Annotated in this window: 21 protein-coding genes; 12 read left to right on the forward strand and 9 right to left on the reverse strand. The window is 59.5% G+C overall.

The features are described 5' to 3' along the window. Positions 1-115 precede the first annotated feature (115 nt). The 8 genes from NDJ82_RS25515 (at position 116) to NDJ82_RS25550 (ending at position 7,725) form a co-directional block, all read left to right on the forward strand. On the forward strand, positions 116-1,264 hold the full coding sequence (locus NDJ82_RS25515) for an iron-containing alcohol dehydrogenase (protein WP_158877570.1): 1,149 nt from the start codon (positions 116-118) through the stop codon (positions 1,262-1,264). Positions 1,265-1,348: 84 nt separating this feature from the next. Next, positions 1,349-2,023, forward strand: a complete 675-nt coding sequence (gene rpe / locus NDJ82_RS25520) for a ribulose-phosphate 3-epimerase (RefSeq protein ID WP_032883842.1) — start codon at positions 1,349-1,351, stop codon at positions 2,021-2,023. Then, on the forward strand, positions 2,020-2,838 hold the full coding sequence (locus NDJ82_RS25525; protein ID WP_250926542.1) for a phosphoglycolate phosphatase: 819 nt from the start codon (positions 2,020-2,022) through the stop codon (positions 2,836-2,838). Before rpe ends, NDJ82_RS25525 begins: the two co-directional genes overlap by 4 nt. 70 nt (positions 2,839-2,908) lie before the next feature. Continuing rightward, complete coding sequence (gene trpE / locus NDJ82_RS25530; protein ID WP_191946859.1) at positions 2,909-4,390, forward strand: anthranilate synthase component I; 1,482 nt, start codon at positions 2,909-2,911, stop codon at positions 4,388-4,390. A gap of 10 nt (positions 4,391-4,400) precedes the next feature. Further along, positions 4,401-4,994 (forward strand): aminodeoxychorismate/anthranilate synthase component II, encoded by a 594-nt coding sequence (locus tag NDJ82_RS25535; protein ID WP_099585653.1) that lies wholly within the window; start codon positions 4,401-4,403, stop codon positions 4,992-4,994. A 9-nt stretch (positions 4,995-5,003) separates the two neighbouring features. Further along, on the forward strand, positions 5,004-6,053 hold the full coding sequence (trpD, locus tag NDJ82_RS25540) for an anthranilate phosphoribosyltransferase (protein WP_099585652.1): 1,050 nt from the start codon (positions 5,004-5,006) through the stop codon (positions 6,051-6,053). Beyond that, a complete protein-coding gene (gene trpC, locus NDJ82_RS25545) occupies positions 6,050-6,886 on the forward strand; it encodes an indole-3-glycerol phosphate synthase TrpC (RefSeq protein WP_099585651.1) in 837 nt (278 codons plus the stop codon). The genes trpD and trpC overlap by 4 nt, the downstream gene beginning before the upstream one ends. 143 nt (positions 6,887-7,029) lie before the next feature. Continuing rightward, positions 7,030-7,725 (forward strand): lipoate--protein ligase family protein, encoded by a 696-nt coding sequence (locus NDJ82_RS25550; protein WP_250926543.1) that lies wholly within the window; start codon positions 7,030-7,032, stop codon positions 7,723-7,725. Here NDJ82_RS25550 and crp read toward each other — a convergent pair. Continuing rightward, positions 7,722-8,366 carry a cAMP-activated global transcriptional regulator CRP gene (crp, locus tag NDJ82_RS25555; protein ID WP_099585649.1) on the reverse strand — a complete coding sequence of 215 codons (645 nt, stop codon included), beginning with the start codon at positions 8,364-8,366 and terminating at the stop codon, positions 7,722-7,724. The genes NDJ82_RS25550 and crp overlap by 4 nt on opposite strands. A 245-nt stretch (positions 8,367-8,611) precedes the next feature. Between crp and NDJ82_RS25560 the strand changes: the two genes are divergently transcribed. Beyond that, positions 8,612-9,034, forward strand: a complete 423-nt coding sequence (locus NDJ82_RS25560) for an OsmC family protein (protein ID WP_020295492.1) — start codon at positions 8,612-8,614, stop codon at positions 9,032-9,034. A gap of 61 nt (positions 9,035-9,095) precedes the next feature. Here the strand turns inward: NDJ82_RS25560 and coq7 are convergent, their stop codons facing one another. The 6 genes from coq7 to hemJ form a co-directional block, all read right to left on the reverse strand. Then, the gene (coq7, locus tag NDJ82_RS25565; protein WP_017138087.1) at positions 9,096-9,743 is read right to left on the reverse strand and encodes a 2-polyprenyl-3-methyl-6-methoxy-1,4-benzoquinone monooxygenase; all 648 of its coding nucleotides are present in this window, start codon (positions 9,741-9,743) and stop codon (positions 9,096-9,098) included. Between the two features lie 116 nt (positions 9,744-9,859). Further along, complete coding sequence (locus NDJ82_RS25570; protein ID WP_250926544.1) at positions 9,860-10,198, reverse strand: histidine triad nucleotide-binding protein; 339 nt, start codon at positions 10,196-10,198, stop codon at positions 9,860-9,862. Between the two features lie 46 nt (positions 10,199-10,244). Further along, positions 10,245-11,033, reverse strand: a complete 789-nt coding sequence (locus tag NDJ82_RS25575) for an SDR family NAD(P)-dependent oxidoreductase (RefSeq protein WP_250926545.1) — start codon at positions 11,031-11,033, stop codon at positions 10,245-10,247. 60 nt (positions 11,034-11,093) lie between these two features. Next, a complete protein-coding gene (locus tag NDJ82_RS25580) occupies positions 11,094-12,059 on the reverse strand; it encodes a DUF805 domain-containing protein (RefSeq protein ID WP_250926546.1) in 966 nt (321 codons plus the stop codon). A 69-nt stretch (positions 12,060-12,128) separates the two neighbouring features. Further along, positions 12,129-13,091: an NAD(P)H-dependent flavin oxidoreductase gene (locus tag NDJ82_RS25585; RefSeq protein ID WP_099585645.1), complete on the reverse strand. Its 963-nt coding sequence runs from the start codon at positions 13,089-13,091 to the stop codon at positions 12,129-12,131. A gap of 24 nt (positions 13,092-13,115) precedes the next feature. Further along, positions 13,116-13,544 (reverse strand): protoporphyrinogen oxidase HemJ, encoded by a 429-nt coding sequence (gene hemJ / locus NDJ82_RS25590; protein WP_099585644.1) that lies wholly within the window; start codon positions 13,542-13,544, stop codon positions 13,116-13,118. A gap of 134 nt (positions 13,545-13,678) precedes the next feature. Between hemJ and argC the strand changes: the two genes are divergently transcribed. Together argC and erpA are read left to right on the forward strand one after the other, a co-directional pair. Next, positions 13,679-14,713, forward strand: coding sequence for an N-acetyl-gamma-glutamyl-phosphate reductase (argC, locus tag NDJ82_RS25595; RefSeq protein WP_003210935.1), 1,035 nt, complete (start codon positions 13,679-13,681; stop codon positions 14,711-14,713). Positions 14,714-14,878: 165 nt separating this feature from the next. Next, the gene (gene erpA / locus NDJ82_RS25600) at positions 14,879-15,229 is read left to right on the forward strand and encodes an iron-sulfur cluster insertion protein ErpA (RefSeq protein WP_003176443.1); all 351 of its coding nucleotides are present in this window, start codon (positions 14,879-14,881) and stop codon (positions 15,227-15,229) included. A gap of 67 nt (positions 15,230-15,296) precedes the next feature. On the opposite strand, the gene NDJ82_RS25605 is transcribed toward erpA, so the two are convergent. Both NDJ82_RS25605 and NDJ82_RS25610 read right to left on the reverse strand, forming a co-directional pair. After that, a complete protein-coding gene (locus tag NDJ82_RS25605) occupies positions 15,297-16,388 on the reverse strand; it encodes an anhydro-N-acetylmuramic acid kinase (protein ID WP_099585643.1) in 1,092 nt (363 codons plus the stop codon). A 3-nt stretch (positions 16,389-16,391) separates the two neighbouring features. Continuing rightward, a complete protein-coding gene (locus NDJ82_RS25610; RefSeq protein ID WP_250926547.1) occupies positions 16,392-17,810 on the reverse strand; it encodes a peptidoglycan DD-metalloendopeptidase family protein in 1,419 nt (472 codons plus the stop codon). 209 nt (positions 17,811-18,019) lie between these two features. Here NDJ82_RS25610 and tyrS point away from each other — a divergent pair, with 209 nt between their 5' ends. Beyond that, complete coding sequence (gene tyrS, locus NDJ82_RS25615; protein WP_112192556.1) at positions 18,020-19,219, forward strand: tyrosine--tRNA ligase; 1,200 nt, start codon at positions 18,020-18,022, stop codon at positions 19,217-19,219. Positions 19,220-19,520: the final 301 nt, after the last annotated feature.

The following is a 19,520-nucleotide window of genomic DNA, read 5'->3' on the forward strand; positions in this document are numbered from 1 at the left end:
CTCCCACAAGGGTTGTGTGTTGAACCACAAAGACCATTCAGCTGCTGAATGGAAGACAACCTGTTTCGGTCAGCTACTCTTGTGCCAGCCCATTTCCGAATAAGAGGCCGCGCATATGAGTATTTCCTCATTCAAGATCGCCCACAAACTCCTGACCGGCGCTGGCGCCATCGAACAACTGGCCTTTGAACTCACGCGCCTGGACGTGGATAACCCGCTGATCGTGACCGACGCCGTGCTGGTCAAATCCGGCACCGTGGCGTTGGCGCTCGAACATTTGGGCGACCGCCCCTATGAGATTTTCGACCGCGTGCTGCCCGACCCGGAAATCGCCATTGTCGAAGACTGCATGCAGGCCTACCGCGACGGCGGCCACGATGGCTTGATCGGGTTGGGTGGCGGCAGCGCCATCGACATCGCCAAAAGCGTGGCCGCCTACGCCGGTTACCACGGCGCCCTGGCTGACTTGTTTGGTGTCGACCAGGTACCGCGCAAGGGCCCGCCGCTGATCGCCATCCCGACTACGGCCGGCACCGGCTCGGAGGTGACCAATGTAGCGATCCTCTCCGACAAGGCCGCGCAGCTCAAGAAGGGCATCGTCAGCGATTACTTGTTGCCGGACGTGGCGCTGATCAGCCCGCAAATGACCCTGACCTGCCCGCGTAGCGTCACCGCTGCCAGTGGTGTGGATGCGCTGGTGCATGCCGTTGAGTCCTATCTGTCGCTGAATGCTTCGCCGATCACCGACGCCTTGGCCATCGGCGCCATCAAGCTGATCGCCAAGGCGCTGCCCAAGGCCTACGCCAACCCGGCCAACTTGCAGGCCCGCGACGACATGGCCACTGCCAGCCTGATGGCCGGCATGGCTTTCGGCAACGCCGGGGTGGGCGCGGTACATGCGTTGGCGTATCCGCTGGGTGGGCGCTTCAACATTGCCCATGGCGTAAGTAACGCGCTGTTGCTGCCCTATGTGATGCACTGGAACAAGCTCGCGTGTGTCGAGCGTATGCAGGACATTGCCCAGGCCATGGGCGTGAACATCACGGGGTTGAGTGCCAATGACGCGGCCGACCAGGCGGTCGAGGCGATGACGCGACTGTGTGCTGCGGTCGAGATCCCGGCCGGGCTTCACAGTTTCGGGATTCCCGAAAGCGCAATTGCGACCATGGCGGCGGAAGCCGTCGGGATCGAACGGCTGATGCGCAACAACCCGCGCAAGCTCAGCGTGGCGGATATCGAGAAAATCTACCGGGCCGCGTACTAGCCATTGAGCTAGGTCACGGTGCGCGCAGCAAAGCATGAGGTATACAATGCGCGCCATCGTGATTTAGCTCAGAAAAGGTGCGTCATGCAGCCCTTCGTTATTGCCCCATCGATTCTCTCCGCCGATTTCGCCCGACTGGGTGAGGAAGTGGACAACGTGTTGGCCGCCGGTGCCGACTTCGTGCACTTCGATGTCATGGACAACCATTACGTGCCCAACCTGACCATCGGCCCGATGGTCTGCGCGGCGTTGCGCAAATACGGCGTCACCGCGCCGATCGATGCGCACCTGATGGTCAGCCCGGTGGATCGCATCATCGGCGACTTCATTGAGGCCGGCGCGACCTACATCACCTTTCATCCGGAAGCCTCGCTGCACGTCGACCGCACCCTGCAATTGATCCGCGAAGGTGGCTGCAAGGCGGGCCTGGTGTTCAACCCGGCGACCCCGCTGGATGTACTCAAGTACGTGATGGACAAGGTCGACATGGTGCTGCTGATGAGCGTCAACCCAGGCTTTGGCGGGCAGAAGTTCATTCCCGGCACCCTCGACAAACTGCGCGAAGCCCGCGCGCTGATCGACGCCTCGGGCCGTGATATCCGCCTGGAAATCGACGGTGGGGTCAACGTCAACAATATCCGTGAAATCGCAGCGGCCGGTGCCGACACGTTCGTGGCCGGTTCGGCGATCTTCAACGCGCCGAACTACCAGGAAGTGATCGACAAGATGCGTGCAGAACTGGCGCTGGCACGTCCATGAGCGGCTTTGAGCAGCTGTTCCCCGGCAAACTGCCACGGTTGGTGATGTTCGATCTGGACGGTACGTTGATCGATTCGGTGCCTGACTTGGCGGCGGCGGTGGACCAGATGCTGCTCAAACTCGGACGCCCGCCCGCGGGTCTGGGATCCGTGCGTAACTGGGTAGGTAACGGCGTGCATATGCTGGTACGCCGGGCCCTGGCCAACAACATCGACCCCGAAGGCGTCGATGAGGTGGAGGCCGAGCATGCCCTGGAACTGTTCAATGCTGCCTATGAAGACGGCCATGAACTGACCGTGGTTTATCCCGGCGTGCGCGACACCCTCAAATGGCTGCACAAGCAGGGCGTGGAAATGGCCCTGATCACCAACAAGCCGGAGCGTTTCGTCGCGCCGCTGTTGGACCAGATGAAAATCGGCCGGTATTTCCGCTGGATCATCGGTGGCGATACCTTGCCGCAGAAGAAACCTGACCCGGCGGCGCTGTTTTTCGTGATGAAAATGGCCAATATCCCGGCGTCCCAGTCGTTGTTTGTCGGCGATTCGCGCACGGATGTGCAGGCGGCAAAAGCTGCAGGCGTGCAGTGTGTTGCCCTGAGCTACGGCTATAACCATGGCCGGCCGATTGCCGAAGAGTCGCCAGCGCTGGTGATTGATGACCTGCGACTGCTAATCCCCGGTTGCTTGGGAGCGGGCGCTGAGATAACGTTGCCCGATACCGATCCGTCCCCTTCTGGAAGTCCCATCGTGGTGGTCACTCGCAAACTCTGGATGAAAGTCATCAAGGCCCTGGCCCGCTGGCGTTGGCGCGCCTGACTGATCCTGGCCGCGCCCTGCGGCACGTTTGCATACCTGACTGTTAGACCCTCACACCACGAGGCACCTCATGAATCGCGAAGAATTCCTGCGTTTGGCCGCTGCCGGCTATAACCGTATTCCCCTGGCCTGCGAAACCCTGGCCGACTTCGACACGCCGCTGTCGATCTACCTGAAACTGGCCGACGAGCCCAATTCCTATCTGTTGGAATCGGTACAGGGCGGTGAGAAATGGGGCCGTTATTCGATCATCGGCCTGCCGTGCCGCACCGTGATGCGGGTACACGATCATCATGTGAGCATCACCCATGACGGCGTCGAGATCGAAAGCCATGACGTGGAAGACCCGCTGGCCTTTGTCGAAACCTTCAAGGCGCGCTACAACGTGCCGACCATTGCTGGCCTGCCGCGCTTCAATGGCGGGTTGGTCGGGTATTTCGGCTACGACTGCGTGCGCTATGTGGAAAAACGCCTGGGCAAATGCCCGAACCCGGATCCGCTGGGCGTGCCGGATATTCTGCTGATGGTGTCTGACGCGGTGGTGGTGTTCGACAACCTCGCCGGCAAGATGCACGCCATCGTACTGGCCGATCCGTCCCGCGAAGAGGCGTTCGAACAAGGCCAGGCCAGCCTGCAAGCCCTGCTGGAAAAACTGCGCCAGCCGATCACCCCGCGTCGCGGCCTGGACCTCAGCCGCCCGCCGGCGAGCGATCCGTTGTTCCGCTCAAGTTTTACCCAGGATGACTACGAGCGCGCCGTCGACACCATCAAGGAATACATCCTCGCCGGTGACTGCATGCAGGTGGTGCCGTCGCAGCGCATGTCCATCGACTTCAAGGCTGCACCCATCGACCTGTACCGTGCGCTGCGCTGCTTCAACCCGACGCCATACATGTACTTCTTCAACTTTGGCGACTTCCACGTTGTAGGCAGTTCGCCGGAAGTACTGGTGCGCGTCGAAGACAACCTGATCACCGTGCGCCCGATTGCCGGTACGCGCCCACGTGGCGCGACCGAAGAAGCCGATCTGGCGCTGGAAGAAGACCTGCTCAGCGACGACAAGGAAATCGCCGAGCATTTGATGCTGATCGACCTGGGCCGCAACGACACCGGGCGCGTCTCGGAAATCGGCTCGGTGAAGCTCACCGAGAAGATGGTCATCGAGCGTTACTCCAATGTTATGCACATCGTGTCCAACGTCACGGGCGAGCTGAAGGCTGGCTTGACTGCAATGGATGCGTTGCGAGCGATTCTGCCGGCGGGCACCTTGTCGGGCGCGCCGAAGATTCGCGCGATGGAAATCATCGACGAACTGGAACCGGTCAAGCGGGGTGTCTACGGCGGCGCCGTGGGGTATTTCGCCTGGAACGGCAACATGGACACTGCCATTGCGATCCGCACGGCAGTGATCAAGGACGGGGAGCTGCATGTGCAGGCCGGTGGCGGGATTGTCGCCGACTCGGTGCCGGCCCTCGAATGGGAAGAAACCCTGAACAAGCGCCGTGCGATGTTCCGCGCTGTTGCGCTGGCTGAACAGACCCCCAATTCCTGAGGTTTGCCCCATGTTGCTGATGATTGATAACTACGATTCCTTTACTTACAACGTTGTGCAGTACCTGGGCGAGTTGGGTGCCGAGGTCAAGGTGGTGCGCAACGACGAACTGACCGTGGCCGAGATCGCGGCGCTGAACCCCGAGCGCATCGTGGTTTCGCCAGGCCCGTGCACGCCGACCGAGGCGGGCATCTCCCTTGAAGCCATCCAGTATTTCGCCGGCAAACTGCCGATCCTGGGCGTATGCCTGGGCCACCAATCCATCGGCCAGGCTTTTGGCGGTGACGTGGTGCGTGCGCGCCAGGTGATGCACGGCAAGACCAGCCCGGTGTTCCACAAAGAGCTGGGCGTATTCCAGGCCCTGAACAATCCCTTGACGGTGACCCGCTACCACTCGCTGGTCGTCAAGCGTGAAACCCTGCCCGAATGCCTGGAACTGACCGCCTGGACCCAGCTGGAAGACGGCTCGGTCGATGAGATCATGGGCCTGCGTCACAAGACACTGAACATCGAAGGGGTGCAATTTCATCCTGAATCGATCCTGACCGAGCAGGGCCACGAGCTGTTCGCCAATTTTCTCAAGCAGAGCGGCGGCACGCGCTAAGGACTTTCCATGGATATCAAGACTGCCCTGAGCCGTATCGTCGGCCATCTGGACCTGAGCACCGCTGAAATGAGCGATGTGATGCGCGAGATCATGACCGGCCAATGCACCGACGCGCAGATCGGCGCGTTCATGATGGCGATGCGCATGAAGAGCGAAAGCATCGACGAAATCGTCGGCGCCGTCTCGGTGATGCGCGAGCTGGCGGACAAGGTTGAGCTCAAAACCCTCGATGGCGTGGTCGACGTGGTCGGCACCGGCGGCGATGGTGCAAATATTTTCAACGTGTCGACCGCGTCCTCCTTTGTGGTGGCGGCGGCCGGTTGCACCGTGGCCAAACACGGTAACCGCGCGGTGTCCGGCAAGAGCGGCAGTGCCGACCTGCTGGAAGCGGCCGGGATCTACCTGAACCTGACGCCGGTGCAAGTGGCGCGTTGCATCGACAACGTCGGCATCGGCTTTATGTTTGCCCAGTCCCACCACGGCGCGATGAAACACGCCGCCGGCCCGCGTAAAGACCTGGGCCTGCGCACCCTGTTCAACATGCTCGGCCCGCTTACGAATCCGGCCGGTGTGAAGCACCAGGTGGTGGGCGTGTTCAGCCAGGCGCTGTGCAAACCATTGGCTGAAGTACTGCAACGCATGGGCAGCAAACATGTGCTGGTGGTGCATTCCAAAGATGGCCTGGATGAATTCAGCCTCGCCGCGCCGACCTTTGTGGCGGAACTGAAGAATGACCAGATCACCGAATACTGGGTCGAGCCTGAAGACCTGGGCATGAAGAGTCAGAGCCTGCATGGCCTGGCGGTGGAAAGCCCGGCGGCGTCGCTGGAGCTGATCCGTGATGCCCTGGGGCGGCGCAAGACTGAGAACGGTCAAAAGGCTGCGGAAATGATTGTTCTGAATGCTGGCGCGGCACTTTACGCAGCCGACCACGCCTATAGTCTTAAGGAAGGTGTCGAATTGGCCCACGATGCGCTGCACACCGGTCTGGCTCGCGAGAAGCTCGAAGAACTGGGAGCATTCACCGCCGTATTCAAGATGGAGAATGAAGGATGAGTGTTCCGACTGTTCTGGAAAAAATCCTCGCCCGCAAGGCCGAAGAAGTCGCCGAGCGCCGTGCCCGCGTGAGCCTGGCTGAGCTGGAAGCCCAAGCGAAAGCCGCTGACGCACCACGTGGATTTGCCGATGCGCTGATCGCCCAGGCTAAGCTCAAGCACCCGGCGGTGATCGCCGAGATCAAGAAGGCTTCGCCGAGCAAAGGTGTGATTCGCGAGCACTTCGTGCCAGCGGAAATCGCGGTCAGCTATGAAAAGGGCGGGGCGACATGCCTGTCCGTACTGACCGACATTGATTATTTCCAGGGTTCCGATTTGTTCCTGCAACAGGCCCGGGCGGCGTGCAAGTTGCCGGTGATCCGTAAGGACTTCATGGTCGACCCGTACCAGATCGTCGAAGCCCGTGCCTTGGGCGCCGACTGCGTGCTGCTGATCGTTTCCGCACTGGATGACGTGAAGATGGCCGAACTCGCGGCTGTAGCCAAAAGCGTCGGCCTGGATGTGCTGGTGGAAGTGCACGACGGCGACGAGCTGGAGCGGGCGTTGAAAACCCTCGACACGCCGCTGGTCGGGGTCAACAACCGTAACCTGCATACCTTCGAAGTCAGCCTGGAAAACACCCTCGACCTGCTGCCGCGTATCCCGCGTGACCGCCTGGTGATTACCGAGAGTGGCATCGTCAACCGCGCCGATGTGGAGCTGATGGAAATCAGCGGCGTGTACTCGTTCCTGGTGGGCGAAACCTTTATGCGTGCCGAGAACCCGGGGGCGGAACTGCAGCGTCTGTTCTTCCCGGAGCGTGGCGTGGCGGTCAGCGGTTCCACGCTCGATTGATGTGAAATGCGATCACAATGTGGGAGGGGGCTTGCCCCCGATGGCATTCTGTCAGTTGATGAACCAGTCGGCTGACACTCCGCTATCGGGGCAAGCCCCCTCCCACATTGGGTTTTGTGTTTGTCCAGAGAGGTAGGTGTTTGATGACTCAGCCCGTGATGATGACCGTCGAAGCAGGCCTTGCTGCTGAGCAAGATTTGTTGGGTGCGGTTTGCTCCGGTGAGTTGGAGTACGGGCTGCTGTTTTGGCAGCCCAGCGATCAGGCATTGGTGATGCCACGTCGCTTGAGTCGACTGCCCGCTTTCGAAGTCGCCAGTCGCGTGTCCGCCGATGCCGGTTGGCCCGTGCTACTGCGCGAAACCGGCGGTGAGCCGGTGCCGCAGTCGAGTGCTACGGTCAATATTGCGCTGGTGTACGCGCCGCCCCGCAGCGAAGGTGATCAAGGCCGCATCGAAACCGGTTATCAGCGTCTGTGCCAGCCGATCTGTGATGTGCTGACCGAGCTGGGCGGCAATGCTTCCGTGGGTGAGATCGACGGGGCATTCTGCGACGGTCGCTACAACGTCAATCTCGATGGCCGCAAAATGGTCGGCACTGCCCAGCGCTGGCGGCAAAGCGGTGGCCGCCCGGTGGGGTTGGTACACGGCGCTTTGCTGCTGGATAACCATCGCGAAGCGTTGATCGCGGCGGTCAACCGCTTCAACCAGGCGTGCGGCCTCGACCAACGGGTTCGTGCCGACAGCCATATCGCCTTGCACGAAGCGTTCCCCGCACCGGATGCCATCAGCCGGTTGGATACCTTGTACCGTCAGATGCTGGCCAGCTTCCTGCCGGTTTAGCGGGTACCGAACACCACCATTGTCTTGCCTTTGACGTGCACCAGGTTGCGCTCTTCCAGATCCTTGAGCACACGGCCGACCATCTCCCGTGAACAGCCGACAATGCGCCCGATTTCCTGGCGTGTAACTTTGATCTGCATGCCGTCCGGGTGTGTCATTGCATCGGGCTGTTTGCACAGCTCCAGCAGGCAACGGGCCACGCGACCGGTGACGTCGAAGAATGCCAAGTCGCCGACTTTGCGCGTCGTGTCGCGCAGGCGTTGGGCGATCTGGCCGCTGAGGGCGTACAGAATGTCGGGATCGTGTTGGGCCAGCTCGCGAAATTTGGTGTAACTGATCTCGGCCACTTCGCACTCGACCTTGGCCCGCACCCAGGCGCTGCGCTCCTGTTCCTTGCCCGCTTGTTCAAACAGCCCCAGCTCCCCGAAGAAATCCCCGGTGTTCAGGTAGGCGATGATCATCTCGCGGCCGTCTTCATCCTCGATCAGGATGGTGACGGAGCCTTTGATAATGAAGAACAGCGTTTCGGAGCGCTCGCCGGCGCAGATGATGTTGTGCTTGGCCGGGTAGCGCCGGCGCTGGCAGTGCATCAGCAGCTTGTCGAGATTCTTGATCTTGGGTATGGGCGTCAGAGCAACCATGGTTGTATCCCGAAAGGCAGCGCGAGGTGGTTGGAGTTGTTGTACTCAGCGGTATCGGCATTGATACACGCTGTATAAAGGGTGGCAATACGCCACTCATTTGGCGCCAGCTTAACAGACACATTCTGACTCGATTAGCCAATTTACCGAGTAAGCCCTGTTATTGATCACATTGACGGGAAACGCTGCCGCGCTCGGGCCCTGTGCTAAGCTGGCGACCCTTTTTTAGCAGTGGAGTCTGGGCGATGAAGGCACGCATCCAATGGGCGGGCGAAGCCATGTTCCTCGGTGAGTCGGGCAGTGGCCATGTAGTGGTCATGGATGGCCCCCCGGAAGCCGGTGGCCGCAACCTGGGCGTACGTCCGATGGAAATGCTCCTGCTGGGCGTGGGCGGTTGCAGCAACTTCGACGTGGTCAGCATCCTGAAAAAATCCCGTCAGGCCGTGGAAAGCTGCGAAGCGTTCCTGGAAGCCGAGCGCGCCACTGAAGATCCCAAGGTGTTCACCAAGATCCATATGCACTTCGTGGTGAAGGGCCGGGGGCTGAAGGAGGCCCAGGTCAAACGTGCTATCGAACTGTCGGCAGAGAAGTACTGCTCGGCGTCGATCATGCTCGGCGCGGCTGGTGTGGCCATTACCCACGACTACGAGATTGTCGAGTTGGGTTGATCGCCAATGGCAAAAGAAAAGGGCGCTTTGAAAGCGCCCTTTTTTTCGGCTGCAGGTTGGGTCAGATACGGTAGGTGCTTTTTGTCATGACCTTGGCCAGCACGCTCATGCCGAACCGCACCGGCGCCGGGAAGCGGAAACCGCCGGCATCCAGGGCGCTTTCAGCGTGGTGTTCTTCATCGATACGCATCTGCTCAAGAATGGCCCGGGACTTTTCGTCTTCGGCCGGCAGTTGTTCCAGGTGTTCATCCAGGTGCTTGCACACTTGATGTTCGGTCGCGGCGACAAAGCCCAGGCTGACCTTGTCGCTGATCAACCCGGCAGCAGCGCCGATGCCGAATGACAAACCGTAAAACAGTGGGTTGAGCACGCTGGGGTGGCTGCCCAGTTGGCGAATGCGTTGCTCGCACCAGGCCAGGTGGTCGATTTCTTCCTCGGCCGCATGCTCCATGGCTGCGCGTACCTGCGGCAGCTTGGCGGTCAGGGCCTGGCCTTGGTACAACGCCTGGGCACAGACTTCGCCGGTATGGTTGATGCGCATCAAGCCGGCGACATGACGCGTGTCTGTCTCACTCATCTGCGCGTCGGGCTGCACAATGGCGGGCGACGGACGGTACGGTTGGCCGCTGAAGGGCAGCAGCGTGCGCATGGCCATGTCGGCTTGCAGCAACAGGCGATCAATCGGCGAGTAGTGACGCTGGGTAGTCATGCTGACCTCCGGGAAGAATCTCGGCGGCCAGTTTACCGCAAGAGAGGGTGAAGCGTTTGCGCTGAGTCAAGGGCATGGGGTCGCAGCACCGTGCTGCGATCCGTTTCAGAGGCCTGTCAGCCCGGCGGCCAGTTCATCTGGCGCTGACCCAGCACATGCATATGGATGTGATAGACGGTCTGGCCGCCCTTTTCATTGCAGTTCATGACGACGCGGAAACCATCCTCGCAGCCAAGTTCAAGGGCCAGGCGCTGGGCGGTGAACAGGATGTGTCCGGCCAGGGCTTTGTCATCTTCCGTGAGATCATTCAGGGTGCGGATCGGCTTCTTCGGGATCACCAGAAAATGCACGGGGGCCTGCGGGGCAATATCGTGGAAGGCGAGGACCTGATCATCTTCGTAGATGATCTTCGCGGGTATTTCTCTGTTGATGATCTTGGTGAACAGAGTATCCACAGCTGTTTCTCCATTATGAAAGTGCAGGGGGAGTGTACTCAGCCGGTCAGCGTGGGCAATAGGCTTTGTTGATTGCACCGGCGATCTTGCGAGTCAGCCAGCGCGGGCTGAAACGTGGGCTGAACGCCAGCCAGCGATTGCGGCGGCCAGGGATGATGATGGCTTTGTTCTTTTCCAATGCGCGCACGGTGTAGAGCGCGACCTCTTCCGGGCTCATCAGTTGTTCGCTGCGATCGAGTTTGGCGATGTCCATTTGCGCCGTGCCGAAAAATGCGGTGCGCGTAGGGCCGGGGCAAAGGACCGAGACCTTGATGCCACAGGTCTTCAGTTCTTCACGTAACCCCTCGGAGAAGTGCAGCACATAGGCTTTACTGGCGTAGTAGCTGCTCATCCACGGGCCGGGTTGGAAGGCGGCAATCGATGCGACGTTGAGAATCTGCCCGCCGCCTTGCAACGCCATGGTATTGCCCAGGGCGTGACACATGCGGGTGAGGGCGAGGACGTTGACTTCAATCAGGTCTTGTTCGGTCATCCAGTCCTGGGCCAGGAATGGCCCGCTGGTGCCGATGCCGGCGCAGTTGACCAGCAAATCGATCTGCCGCTCGCCTTCTTCAAGCTCCAGCAGGAACCCGGACAAGCGCAGCGGCTCGCCCAGGTCACAGGCACGAAACAGCACCTCGACGCCGAAGCGTTGAGTCAATTCGAGTGCAATGCTTTCCAACTGATCACGCTGGCGGGCCACCAGAATCAAGCTGCGGCCGCGACGGGCCAGTGCTTCGGCCAAGGCCAGGCCAATGCCGCTGGAGGCACCGGTGATCAGAGCGTAACGGGTCATGCCTTTCTCCATCGCAACGCCCCCATCGATGATGGAGGCATCACGGATGGGGGCGTTTCTTTACTGTTCTTCAGCAGAGTCTACAGGTTCGGCCGCTTCGTCAGCACTTTGGGCGTCTTCTTCATCAACGATGACACTTTGATCGGCGTCTTCATCGGAGGTGATGGAGCTGCTTTCGTAGCTGCTGTCCACGTTCGTTTCGAGTTGGTCCAGGTAGCCGTTCATGCCCAGCGACACCACGATGATGAGCATCAGCGGAATGAATGCCAGCCACAGGGACGCCAGGACCTTCACCGCAGTGGAGTTGCGCGGTGGCGGCGCGCCGTACTGGTTGGCCCCCGAGTTACCTGGCACGACCAGCAGCAACAGCGGGAAAATGCTGTTGACCAGCGGCACGAGGTTAAGCAGGTACAGCCAACCAGACCAGCCGAGGTCGTGCAGGCGCTGCACGCCGATTTGCACACTCACGACCATAACCGCAACGAACAGTGCGAAACCGAGCAGCGAGCCAACAATGATGGCTATCGTCGGCGACGCGGTCGCGATGGCGAAGCCCACAGTACTGAGGATGCCTGCTGCGACGAGCATTGCGACGGTCAGTACCAGCGTCCAGGCCAGATACCGCAGGCGGCCAATACGGCCATTGATCGTGAAGATCTTCAGCGTGGCGTATTCCGGGAGGCTGTCACCCACGGCAGAACGCGGAGGCGCGTACGGTGAAGCGGCTGGGCTAGCGAAGTCTGTCGCACCAGAGCTTGTCTCGTGGGTTTCGGCGAGGCTGAAGGCCACGGGCTGTTCAGCTTCGATGCGTGCATCCACGCCGGCATTTTTCAGCGCGGTGAGGTAGGTTTCGGCATCGGGGCGTGACAGGTCACGTTTGAGTGCGACCGGGCGACCGGTGAAGAGTTTCTCGATGTCCTCGACGGTGCTCTTGAACAGCTCAGCCAGGTTCAGCTTGGCCGTGGTGCTTTCGACGCCCGGGAGCAAGGCTCCATCAAACACAATCCTGAAGCGGTTGTCGCTCATGCAGGCTTCCTTGTCACTTATTCAGGTAGGAGGTGCAGGCCCGCTCAATCGGCAGGCCTGTCGGTTGGGTCAGCGTGGCCAGCGCAATTGTGCGGCCTGCTCGCGCGCCTTGCGGTATTCGGCATCCAGGCGGGCAACGAGTTCATCGACGCTGGGCAAATCATCAATCTCACCGACGCCTTGGCCGGCGGACCATACGGTCTTCCACGCCTTGGCTTCGTCGCCCAGCGGCTTGAGCTTGGAACCGAAGTTGACTTCGCCTTTGCCTTGCAGGGCAGCGAGGTCGAACCCGGCATTTTCCAGGCTTTGGCGCATAAAGCTAGCGGGAACGCCGGAGACTGCGGGAGTGTGCACGATGTCGGCGGCGCGCGATGTGAGCAGCATCTCTTTATAGGCATCTGGGGCGTGGCTTTCGGTGGTACCGATAAAACGCGTGCCGAAATACGCCAGGTCCGCACCCAGCAATTGTGCGGCGAGGATCTGGTGCCCGTGATTGAGGCACCCAGCCAGCAGCAGGGTTTTGTCGAAGAACTGGCGAATCTCGGCAATCAGTGAGAACGGGCTCCAGGTACCGGCATGGCCGCCGGCACCCGCAGCCACGGCAATCAGGCCATCTACACCCGCCTCAGCGGCTTTTTCGGCATGGCGACGGGTAGTGACATCGTGAAACACCAGGCCACCATAGCTGTGCACGGCATCTACCAGCTCTTTTACCGCGCCCAAACTGGTTATCACAATCGGCACCTTGTGCTCGACGCAGATTGCCAGGTCCGCCTCCAGGCGCGGGTTGCTGTTGTGCACGATCAGGTTGACGGCATACGGAGCGGGGTCATCCAGTTGCGCCAGGCCCGCTTCAATTTCCTCCAGCCAGGCCTTGAAGCCACTGCTCTCGCGCTGGTTAAGCGCGGGAAAGCTCCCGACCACACCATTGCGACAGCAGGCCAGGACCAGTTGCGGGTTGGAAATCAGGAACATCGGCGCCACTACCACGGGCAGGCGCAGACGTTGTTCAAGCAGAGCGGGCAGCGACATTGGAGGTACCCCGAGTAATTGAAGTTAGAACGGTTTGACCACGACCAAAATTACGATAGCCAGCAATATCAGAACCGGAACTTCATTGAACCAGCGATAAAAGACATGGCTGCGGGTGTTTTCGCCACGGGCGAAGCGTTTTACCTGCGCGCCGCACATGTGGTGATAGCCGATCAACAGCACGACCAGGGTCAGCTTGGCGTGGATCCAGCCGCCGGACTGAAAGATGCTTGGGTTGAGGTAGATCAGCCAGCCACCGAATACCAGGCTGGCGATCATCGCCGGCCCCATGATGCCGCGGTACAGCTTGCGCTCCATGATGCTGAAACGTTCCTTGCTCACCGTGTCTTCGCTTTGGGCGTGGTAGACGAACAGGCGCGGCAGGTAGAACAGCGCTGCAAACCAGCAGACGATGCTGACGATGTGGAGGGCTTTGATCCATAGATAGAGCATTTCTAGTTATTCCCAGGTTCACGGTAGTCGAGATAGTAGTGGCTCATACGTCCATACGTCACGTTGACGGTTGTCGCAGGACGATACGGCCCCTATTATCGACGGCTTTCCAGTGGTTCGTTGAGGGCAGGTTTATGGTCAAGGTCGGTATCGTCGGCGGCACGGGTTACACCGGTGTCGAATTGCTGCGTCTGTTGGCTCAGCATCCGCAAGCTGAGGTGGTGGTCATTACCTCCCGATCCGAGGCCGGCCTGGCCGTGGCCGATATGTACCCGAACCTGCGAGGCCACTACGACGGCCTGGCGTTCAGCGTTCCGGACATCAAGACCCTTGGCGCCTGCGACGTGGTGTTCTTTGCCACGCCTCATGGTGTTGCCCATGCGCTGGCAGGTGAGTTGCTGGCGGCTGGCACCAAGGTGATCGACCTGTCGGCGGACTTCCGTCTGCAGGATGCCGATGAATGGGCCAAATGGTATGGTCAGCCACACGGCGCGCCTCAGTTGTTGGAAGAGGCGGTGTACGGCCTGCCGGAAGTCAATCGTGAGCAGATCAAGCAGGCGCGCCTGATTGCGGTGCCGGGTTGCTACCCAACCGCGACGCAACTGGGCTTCCTGCCGTTGCTTGAAGCTGGGCTGGCGGATGCTTCGCGCCTGATCGCAGACTGCAAGTCCGGCGTCAGCGGTGCAGGCCGTGGTGCGGCGGTAGGTTCTTTGTACTCCGAGACGTCGGAAAGCATGAAGGCCTACGCGGTAAAAGGGCATCGTCATTTGCCGGAAATCCGCCAGGGCCTGCGTCGTGCTGCCGGTAAGGACGTGGGCCTGACCTTCGTGCCGCACCTGACGCCGATGATCCGTGGTATTCACTCCACGCTTTACGCAACCGTGGTTGACCGTTCGGTAGACCTGCAGGCGTTGTTTGAAAAGCGCTACGCCAATGAGCCGTTCGTCGACGTAATGCCAGCGGGCAGCCACCCGGAAACCCGCAGCGTGCGCGGCGCCAATGTGTGCCGGATTGCGGTGCATCGTCCGCAGGATGGTGATCTGGTCGTGGTGCTGTCGGTGATCGATAACTTGGTCAAAGGCGCGTCGGGCCAGGCGGTGCAGAACATGAACATCCTGTTCGGACTGGACGAGAAGTTGGGTTTGTCCCACGCGGGCATGCTGCCTTAAGGCGGTTTAGCGGCTAGGCAAAAGGCCCGTCGAACGGGCCTTTTGTGTTTCTAATGGCGGCGAAGCACATTGATATACCGTAACAATAGTTGACCGATTTTCTAGGAGAAGCGGATAATGCCCGCCATTACGCATATGGCGGCGCTACGCCGGGAGATTATCAGCATGAGCGTTGAATCCTTCACCCCCACGGCTTTGCAATTCACCCACGGTGCTGCGCACAAGGTGAAGAGCCTGGTCGATGAAGAGGGTAATGATCGCTTGAAGCTGCGCGTATTCGTTACGGGCGGCGGTTGTTCAGGGTTTCAGTACGGCTTTACCTTCGATGAAGATGTGGCTGACGATGACACCATCGTTGAGCGCGAGGGCGTGAGCCTGGTTGTCGACCCGATGAGTTTCCAGTACTTGGCAGGCGCCGAGGTGGATTATCAGGAAGGTCTGGAGGGTTCGCGTTTCGTGATCAAGAACCCTAATGCCACCACTACCTGCGGTTGTGGGTCTTCGTTCTCGATCTGATCGAGAGTGGATGCAAAAAAACGCCGCTTGGCTTTCATGGGCCAAGCGGCGTTTTGCTGTCTGGGATTCAGGCAGGATAGATCGCGCCCAACACCCGCAATCCGCGTGCGCCAGTGACGCTGGGTCGGTTGGCGGCAATGCTTTCCAGGCAGCAATGGGCCAGCCAGGCGAAGGCCATGGCTTCGACCCAGTCAGGGTCTACGCCGTAAGTGGCGGTGCTGCTGACCTGAGTAGATGGCAGCAGGGCAGCCAGTCGCTTCATCATGGCGGTGTTATGTGCGCCGCCACCACAGATCAAGAGCGTTTCTGTCTGCGGTTGTGCCGATTGCAGGGACTCGACGATGGTCAGAGCGGTCAATTCCAGCAGGCTCGCCTGTACATCTTGTGGGGCGAAGGCTGGTAGGCGGCTCAGGTGCTGTTGCAGCCATCCCAGGTTGAACACTTCGCGGCCGGTGCTTTTTGGGCCTTTGGTCAGGAAGAAGGGATCGCTGAGCAGTGCGTTGAGCAATTGAGGTTCTACTTTGCCGCTGGCTGCCCACTGGCCGTCGCGATCAAAATGTTCGCCGCGTTGTAGATGAATCCAGGCATCAAGCAAGACATTGCCCGGGCCGCAGTCGAAGCCGGCTACGGGCTTGCCGGTCTCAATCAGGCTGAGGTTGCTGAAACCGCCTACGTTCAGTACCGCACGATTGCCGGTGCTTTCGCCAAACAATGCTTCATGAAACGCGGGTACGAGCGGCGCGCCCTGGCCACCGGCGGCGACATCGCGGCTGCGGAAGTCGCTTACCACGGTGATGCCCGTCAGCTCGGTGAGCAGGGCTGGGTTGCCAATCTGCACGGTAAAGCCCCGGGCGGGTTCGTGGCGGATGGTCTGGCCATGGCTGCCGATCGCGCGGATGTCCCGAGGCTTGAGGTTTTGCTGTTCGAGCAGCGTACGAATGCCTTGGGCTGCGAGGGTAACCCAGTGCTGCTGGGCGATCGCTGAGCGGGCAATCTCATCCGGGCCGCTGGCGCACAGGCTCAGCAGCTCTGCGCGCAGGGCGTCAGGCATCGGTGTGTAGTGCGTGGCGATCAGATTGACTGCCGCGCCCTGTTCAACCAGAGCGATGTCCAGGCCATCCAGGCTGGTCCCGGACATCACGCCTATATAGAGCGGCATGGCTTAACGCTTCGCCGAAGCCAGCAGGGTGGACCGCTCTTGGTCCATGCGTGCCATCAGCGGCTGGCTTTGTTGCATGAAGCGCGCACGCTCTGCTTTGGCAATTGGGTCGGCCATCGGTAGTTTCTGACCCAATGGATCGACGTGTACGCCGTTGACCTGGAACTCGTAGTGCAAGTGCGGTCCGGTAGAGAGGCCAGTGGTGCCGATATAACCGATCACTTGGCCCTGCTTCACGTTGCCGCCCGTCTTCACGCCCTTGGCAAAGCCTTGCATGTGGCCATACAAGGTACGGTAAGTGTTGCCGTGCTGGATGATCACGGTGTTGCCGTAACCACCGCGACGGCCGGCCAGCAGGACCTTGCCATCACCCGCAGCCTTGATCGGCGTACCGCGTGGGGCGGCATAGTCGACGCCTTTGTGGGCGCGGATTTTGTTCAGAATTGGATGCTTGCGACCCATCGAGAAACGCGAGCTAATGCGAGCGAAGTCCACCGGGGTGCGGATGAAGGCCTTGCGCATGCTATTGCCATCGGCGGTGTAGTAGCTGCTGTTGCCTTGTTTATTGGTGTAACGCACGGCGGTGTAGGTCTTGCCGCGGTTGGTGAAGCGTGCGGAGAGGATGTTGCCTGTGCCGACCACTTTGCCGTTGGCGACTTTTTGCTCGTAGATTACGTCGAATTCGTCACCCTGGCGGATGTCTTGAGCGAAGTCGATGTCGTAGCCAAATACGCTGGCCATGTCCATGGTCATGCTATGGGACAACCCGGCGCGGGCAGCGGATTGCGACAGTGAACTGTTGATCACGCCGTGAACGTAGGCGGAGCGCATCACCGGTTTGGTGGTGATGCGATTGAAGGCGAAGCCTTTGGCGCCTTTGGTCAGGGAAATGCTTTCGAGGTCGCTGACATTACTGTGCAGGTTGTTCAACTGGCCGTCGGGCGTCAGTTCGAACTCAAGCTTCTGGCCGTGTTTCAGTTGGGTGAACTGCTTGGCTTGTTTGTCGCTCGCCAGCACGTCGTTTACGGCGGAAGCGGGAAGGCCAACTTTCTCGAAAAGGGTCGAAAGCGTATCGCCTTTTGCGACGATCACTTCGCGGTGCTGAGGATTCTTGGCAGCGTCTGCGAGGGGCTTTTGCGTTTCCTTAGCGGCCTGTTGGGTTTCTTCGGGCGTGTTTTCTATCTGCGCGAACGGCGATTCAGACGGGGCATTTGTGGCTTGTTGAGCGTCGGAAGCGTCTTGATCTTGTGTCAGTTGTTCAACTGGACTCTCCAAGTCAAGGCTCAGGGATGTTCGTTTGGCTTCTACGTCACTGGAAGGAAATACCAGGAGTGCCAGGCTAAGAAGGGCGGCGATACCACTTGCAGCGAGCAGGTGGGTCTTCGGGTAAAGCGGCGGCGCTTTAGACGGTTCAGTGGTCATAGGTAATTTTGACTTTGAAGATGAAATGGAAAAGATGAATGACATGATGAAGATGAAATAACTGTATAAAATATAACCAAATCATCTGTGGCGCAAGCTCGCGAACGCTGGGCTTGCTGAACGGTGTCCGTGCGCAGGGCAAAACTTGTAATTAGTCCCTGATCTTGTATGGTTGGTTCCCTTTTGAATCTGAGCCTTGCGGGTCTGTTATGAAGTCGGTTGAAGAGCAGCTAGCGCTGATAAAACGTGGTGCGGAAGAACTGTTGGTCGAGTCCGAGCTGATCGAAAAGCTCAAGCGTGGCCAGCCCCTGCGTATTAAGGCTGGCTTCGATCCGACGGCGCCGGATCTGCACCTTGGTCACACCGTGCTTATTAATAAGCTGCGTCAGTTCCAGGAGCTGGGGCATCAGGTCATCTTCCTTATAGGTGACTTCACCGGGATGATCGGCGATCCGAGTGGCAAGAGTGCGACGCGCCCGCCGCTGACCCGCGAGCAGGTTCTCGACAATGCCGAGACCTACAAGACTCAGGTGTTCAAGATCCTTGATCCGGCTAAGACCGAAGTAGCGTTCAACTCCACCTGGATGGACCAGATGGGGCCTGCGGACTTCATTCGCCTGACCTCCCAGTACACTGTTGCGCGGATGCTTGAGCGCGACGACTTCGATAAGCGCTACTCCACCAATCAGCCGATCGCTATTCATGAGTTCCTGTATCCGCTGGTCCAGGGCTATGACTCGGTGGCATTGCGTGCCGACGTGGAGCTGGGTGGGACCGATCAGAAGTTCAATCTGCTGATGGGGCGTGAGCTTCAGCGTGCGTATGGGCAGGAGGCGCAGTGCATTCTGACCATGCCGCTGCTGGAAGGGTTGGACGGCGTCAAGAAGATGTCCAAGTCCCTGGGTAACTATGTGGGTATCCAGGAGGCGCCGGGTGTCATGTACGGCAAGCTGGTCTCCATTCCTGATGCGCTGATGTGGCGTTACTTCGAGCTACTGAGCTTCCGCTCCATGGATGAAATCAATGCGCTGCGCGCAGATGTCGAGGCTGGCGCCAACCCGCGTGATGTGAAGATCAAGCTGGCCGAAGAGATTGTTGCGCGTTTCCATGGTGAGGAGGCTGCGGCCAGTGCTCACCGCGCAGCGGGTAATCGTATGAAGGATGGCGAACTGCCGGATGATTTGCCTGAGGTCGAGCTGACTGCTGGCGAGGCTATGCCTATTGCTGCTGTCCTTAATAAGGCAGGCCTGGTCAAGAACTCGGCCGTAGCGCGCGACCTTCTGAATTCTGGTGGTGTGCGTATAGATGGTGAAGTGGTAGATCGCACCTTTATATACGAGCTGGGCGCGACCCATGTTTGCCAGGCGGGGAAGAAGGCGTTTGCGCGTATTACGCTCAAATCCGAATAAGGTTGAAGTTAAGGGTTGACGGCGAATTATATCTGTCTATAATTCGCCCCACTTCCGGCGCAGTCGAAACGGAAAACTCCTTGGTAAACAATGAGTTACGCAGTTTTCGGCAGCGGGTTGCTTCAGTTCATCGAAGCCAAAAGGAAGTTGAAAAAGAGGTGTTGACAGCAGCGCGTAACGCTGTAGAATTCGCCTCCCGCTGATGAGAGATCTGAAGCGCAAGTGGTTGAAGTTGTTGAAGAAATCTTCGAAAGCTTCTGAAAATAATCACTTGACAGCAAATGAGGCTGCTGTAGAATGC

Source organism: Pseudomonas sp. SR18 (genome assembly GCF_023701505.1).
Lineage (GTDB): Bacteria > Pseudomonadota > Gammaproteobacteria > Pseudomonadales > Pseudomonadaceae > Aquipseudomonas > Aquipseudomonas cyclaminis.

What these genes read in the sequence shown, in the direction of transcription:
- NDJ82_RS25580 (WP_250926546.1), bottom strand. Translation starts at nt 12,059, where the DNA reads ATGAGCGACAACCGCTTCAGGATTGTGTTTGATGGAGCCTTGCTCCCG.
- NDJ82_RS25585 (WP_099585645.1), bottom strand. Translation starts at nt 13,091, where the DNA reads ATGTCGCTGCCCGCTCTGCTTGAACAACGTCTGCGCCTGCCCGTGGTA.
- NDJ82_RS25525 (WP_250926542.1), top strand. Translation starts at nt 2,020, where the DNA reads ATGAGCGGCTTTGAGCAGCTGTTCCCCGGCAAACTGCCACGGTTGGTG.
- tyrS (WP_112192556.1), top strand. Translation starts at nt 18,020, where the DNA reads ATGAAGTCGGTTGAAGAGCAGCTAGCGCTGATAAAACGTGGTGCGGAA.
- trpC (WP_099585651.1), top strand. Translation starts at nt 6,050, where the DNA reads ATGAGTGTTCCGACTGTTCTGGAAAAAATCCTCGCCCGCAAGGCCGAA.
- NDJ82_RS25515 (WP_158877570.1), top strand. Translation starts at nt 116, where the DNA reads ATGAGTATTTCCTCATTCAAGATCGCCCACAAACTCCTGACCGGCGCT.
- erpA (WP_003176443.1), top strand. Translation starts at nt 14,879, where the DNA reads ATGAGCGTTGAATCCTTCACCCCCACGGCTTTGCAATTCACCCACGGT.
- NDJ82_RS25575 (WP_250926545.1), bottom strand. Translation starts at nt 11,033, where the DNA reads ATGACCCGTTACGCTCTGATCACCGGTGCCTCCAGCGGCATTGGCCTG.
- NDJ82_RS25605 (WP_099585643.1), bottom strand. Translation starts at nt 16,388, where the DNA reads ATGCCGCTCTATATAGGCGTGATGTCCGGGACCAGCCTGGATGGCCTG.
- rpe (WP_032883842.1), top strand. Translation starts at nt 1,349, where the DNA reads ATGCAGCCCTTCGTTATTGCCCCATCGATTCTCTCCGCCGATTTCGCC.
- hemJ (WP_099585644.1), bottom strand. Translation starts at nt 13,544, where the DNA reads ATGCTCTATCTATGGATCAAAGCCCTCCACATCGTCAGCATCGTCTGC.
- NDJ82_RS25550 (WP_250926543.1), top strand. Translation starts at nt 7,030, where the DNA reads ATGACTCAGCCCGTGATGATGACCGTCGAAGCAGGCCTTGCTGCTGAG.
- NDJ82_RS25610 (WP_250926547.1), bottom strand. Translation starts at nt 17,810, where the DNA reads ATGACCACTGAACCGTCTAAAGCGCCGCCGCTTTACCCGAAGACCCAC.
- NDJ82_RS25560 (WP_020295492.1), top strand. Translation starts at nt 8,612, where the DNA reads ATGAAGGCACGCATCCAATGGGCGGGCGAAGCCATGTTCCTCGGTGAG.
- trpD (WP_099585652.1), top strand. Translation starts at nt 5,004, where the DNA reads ATGGATATCAAGACTGCCCTGAGCCGTATCGTCGGCCATCTGGACCTG.
- coq7 (WP_017138087.1), bottom strand. Translation starts at nt 9,743, where the DNA reads ATGACTACCCAGCGTCACTACTCGCCGATTGATCGCCTGTTGCTGCAA.
- crp (WP_099585649.1), bottom strand. Translation starts at nt 8,366, where the DNA reads ATGGTTGCTCTGACGCCCATACCCAAGATCAAGAATCTCGACAAGCTG.
- argC (WP_003210935.1), top strand. Translation starts at nt 13,679, where the DNA reads ATGGTCAAGGTCGGTATCGTCGGCGGCACGGGTTACACCGGTGTCGAA.
- NDJ82_RS25535 (WP_099585653.1), top strand. Translation starts at nt 4,401, where the DNA reads ATGTTGCTGATGATTGATAACTACGATTCCTTTACTTACAACGTTGTG.
- trpE (WP_191946859.1), top strand. Translation starts at nt 2,909, where the DNA reads ATGAATCGCGAAGAATTCCTGCGTTTGGCCGCTGCCGGCTATAACCGT.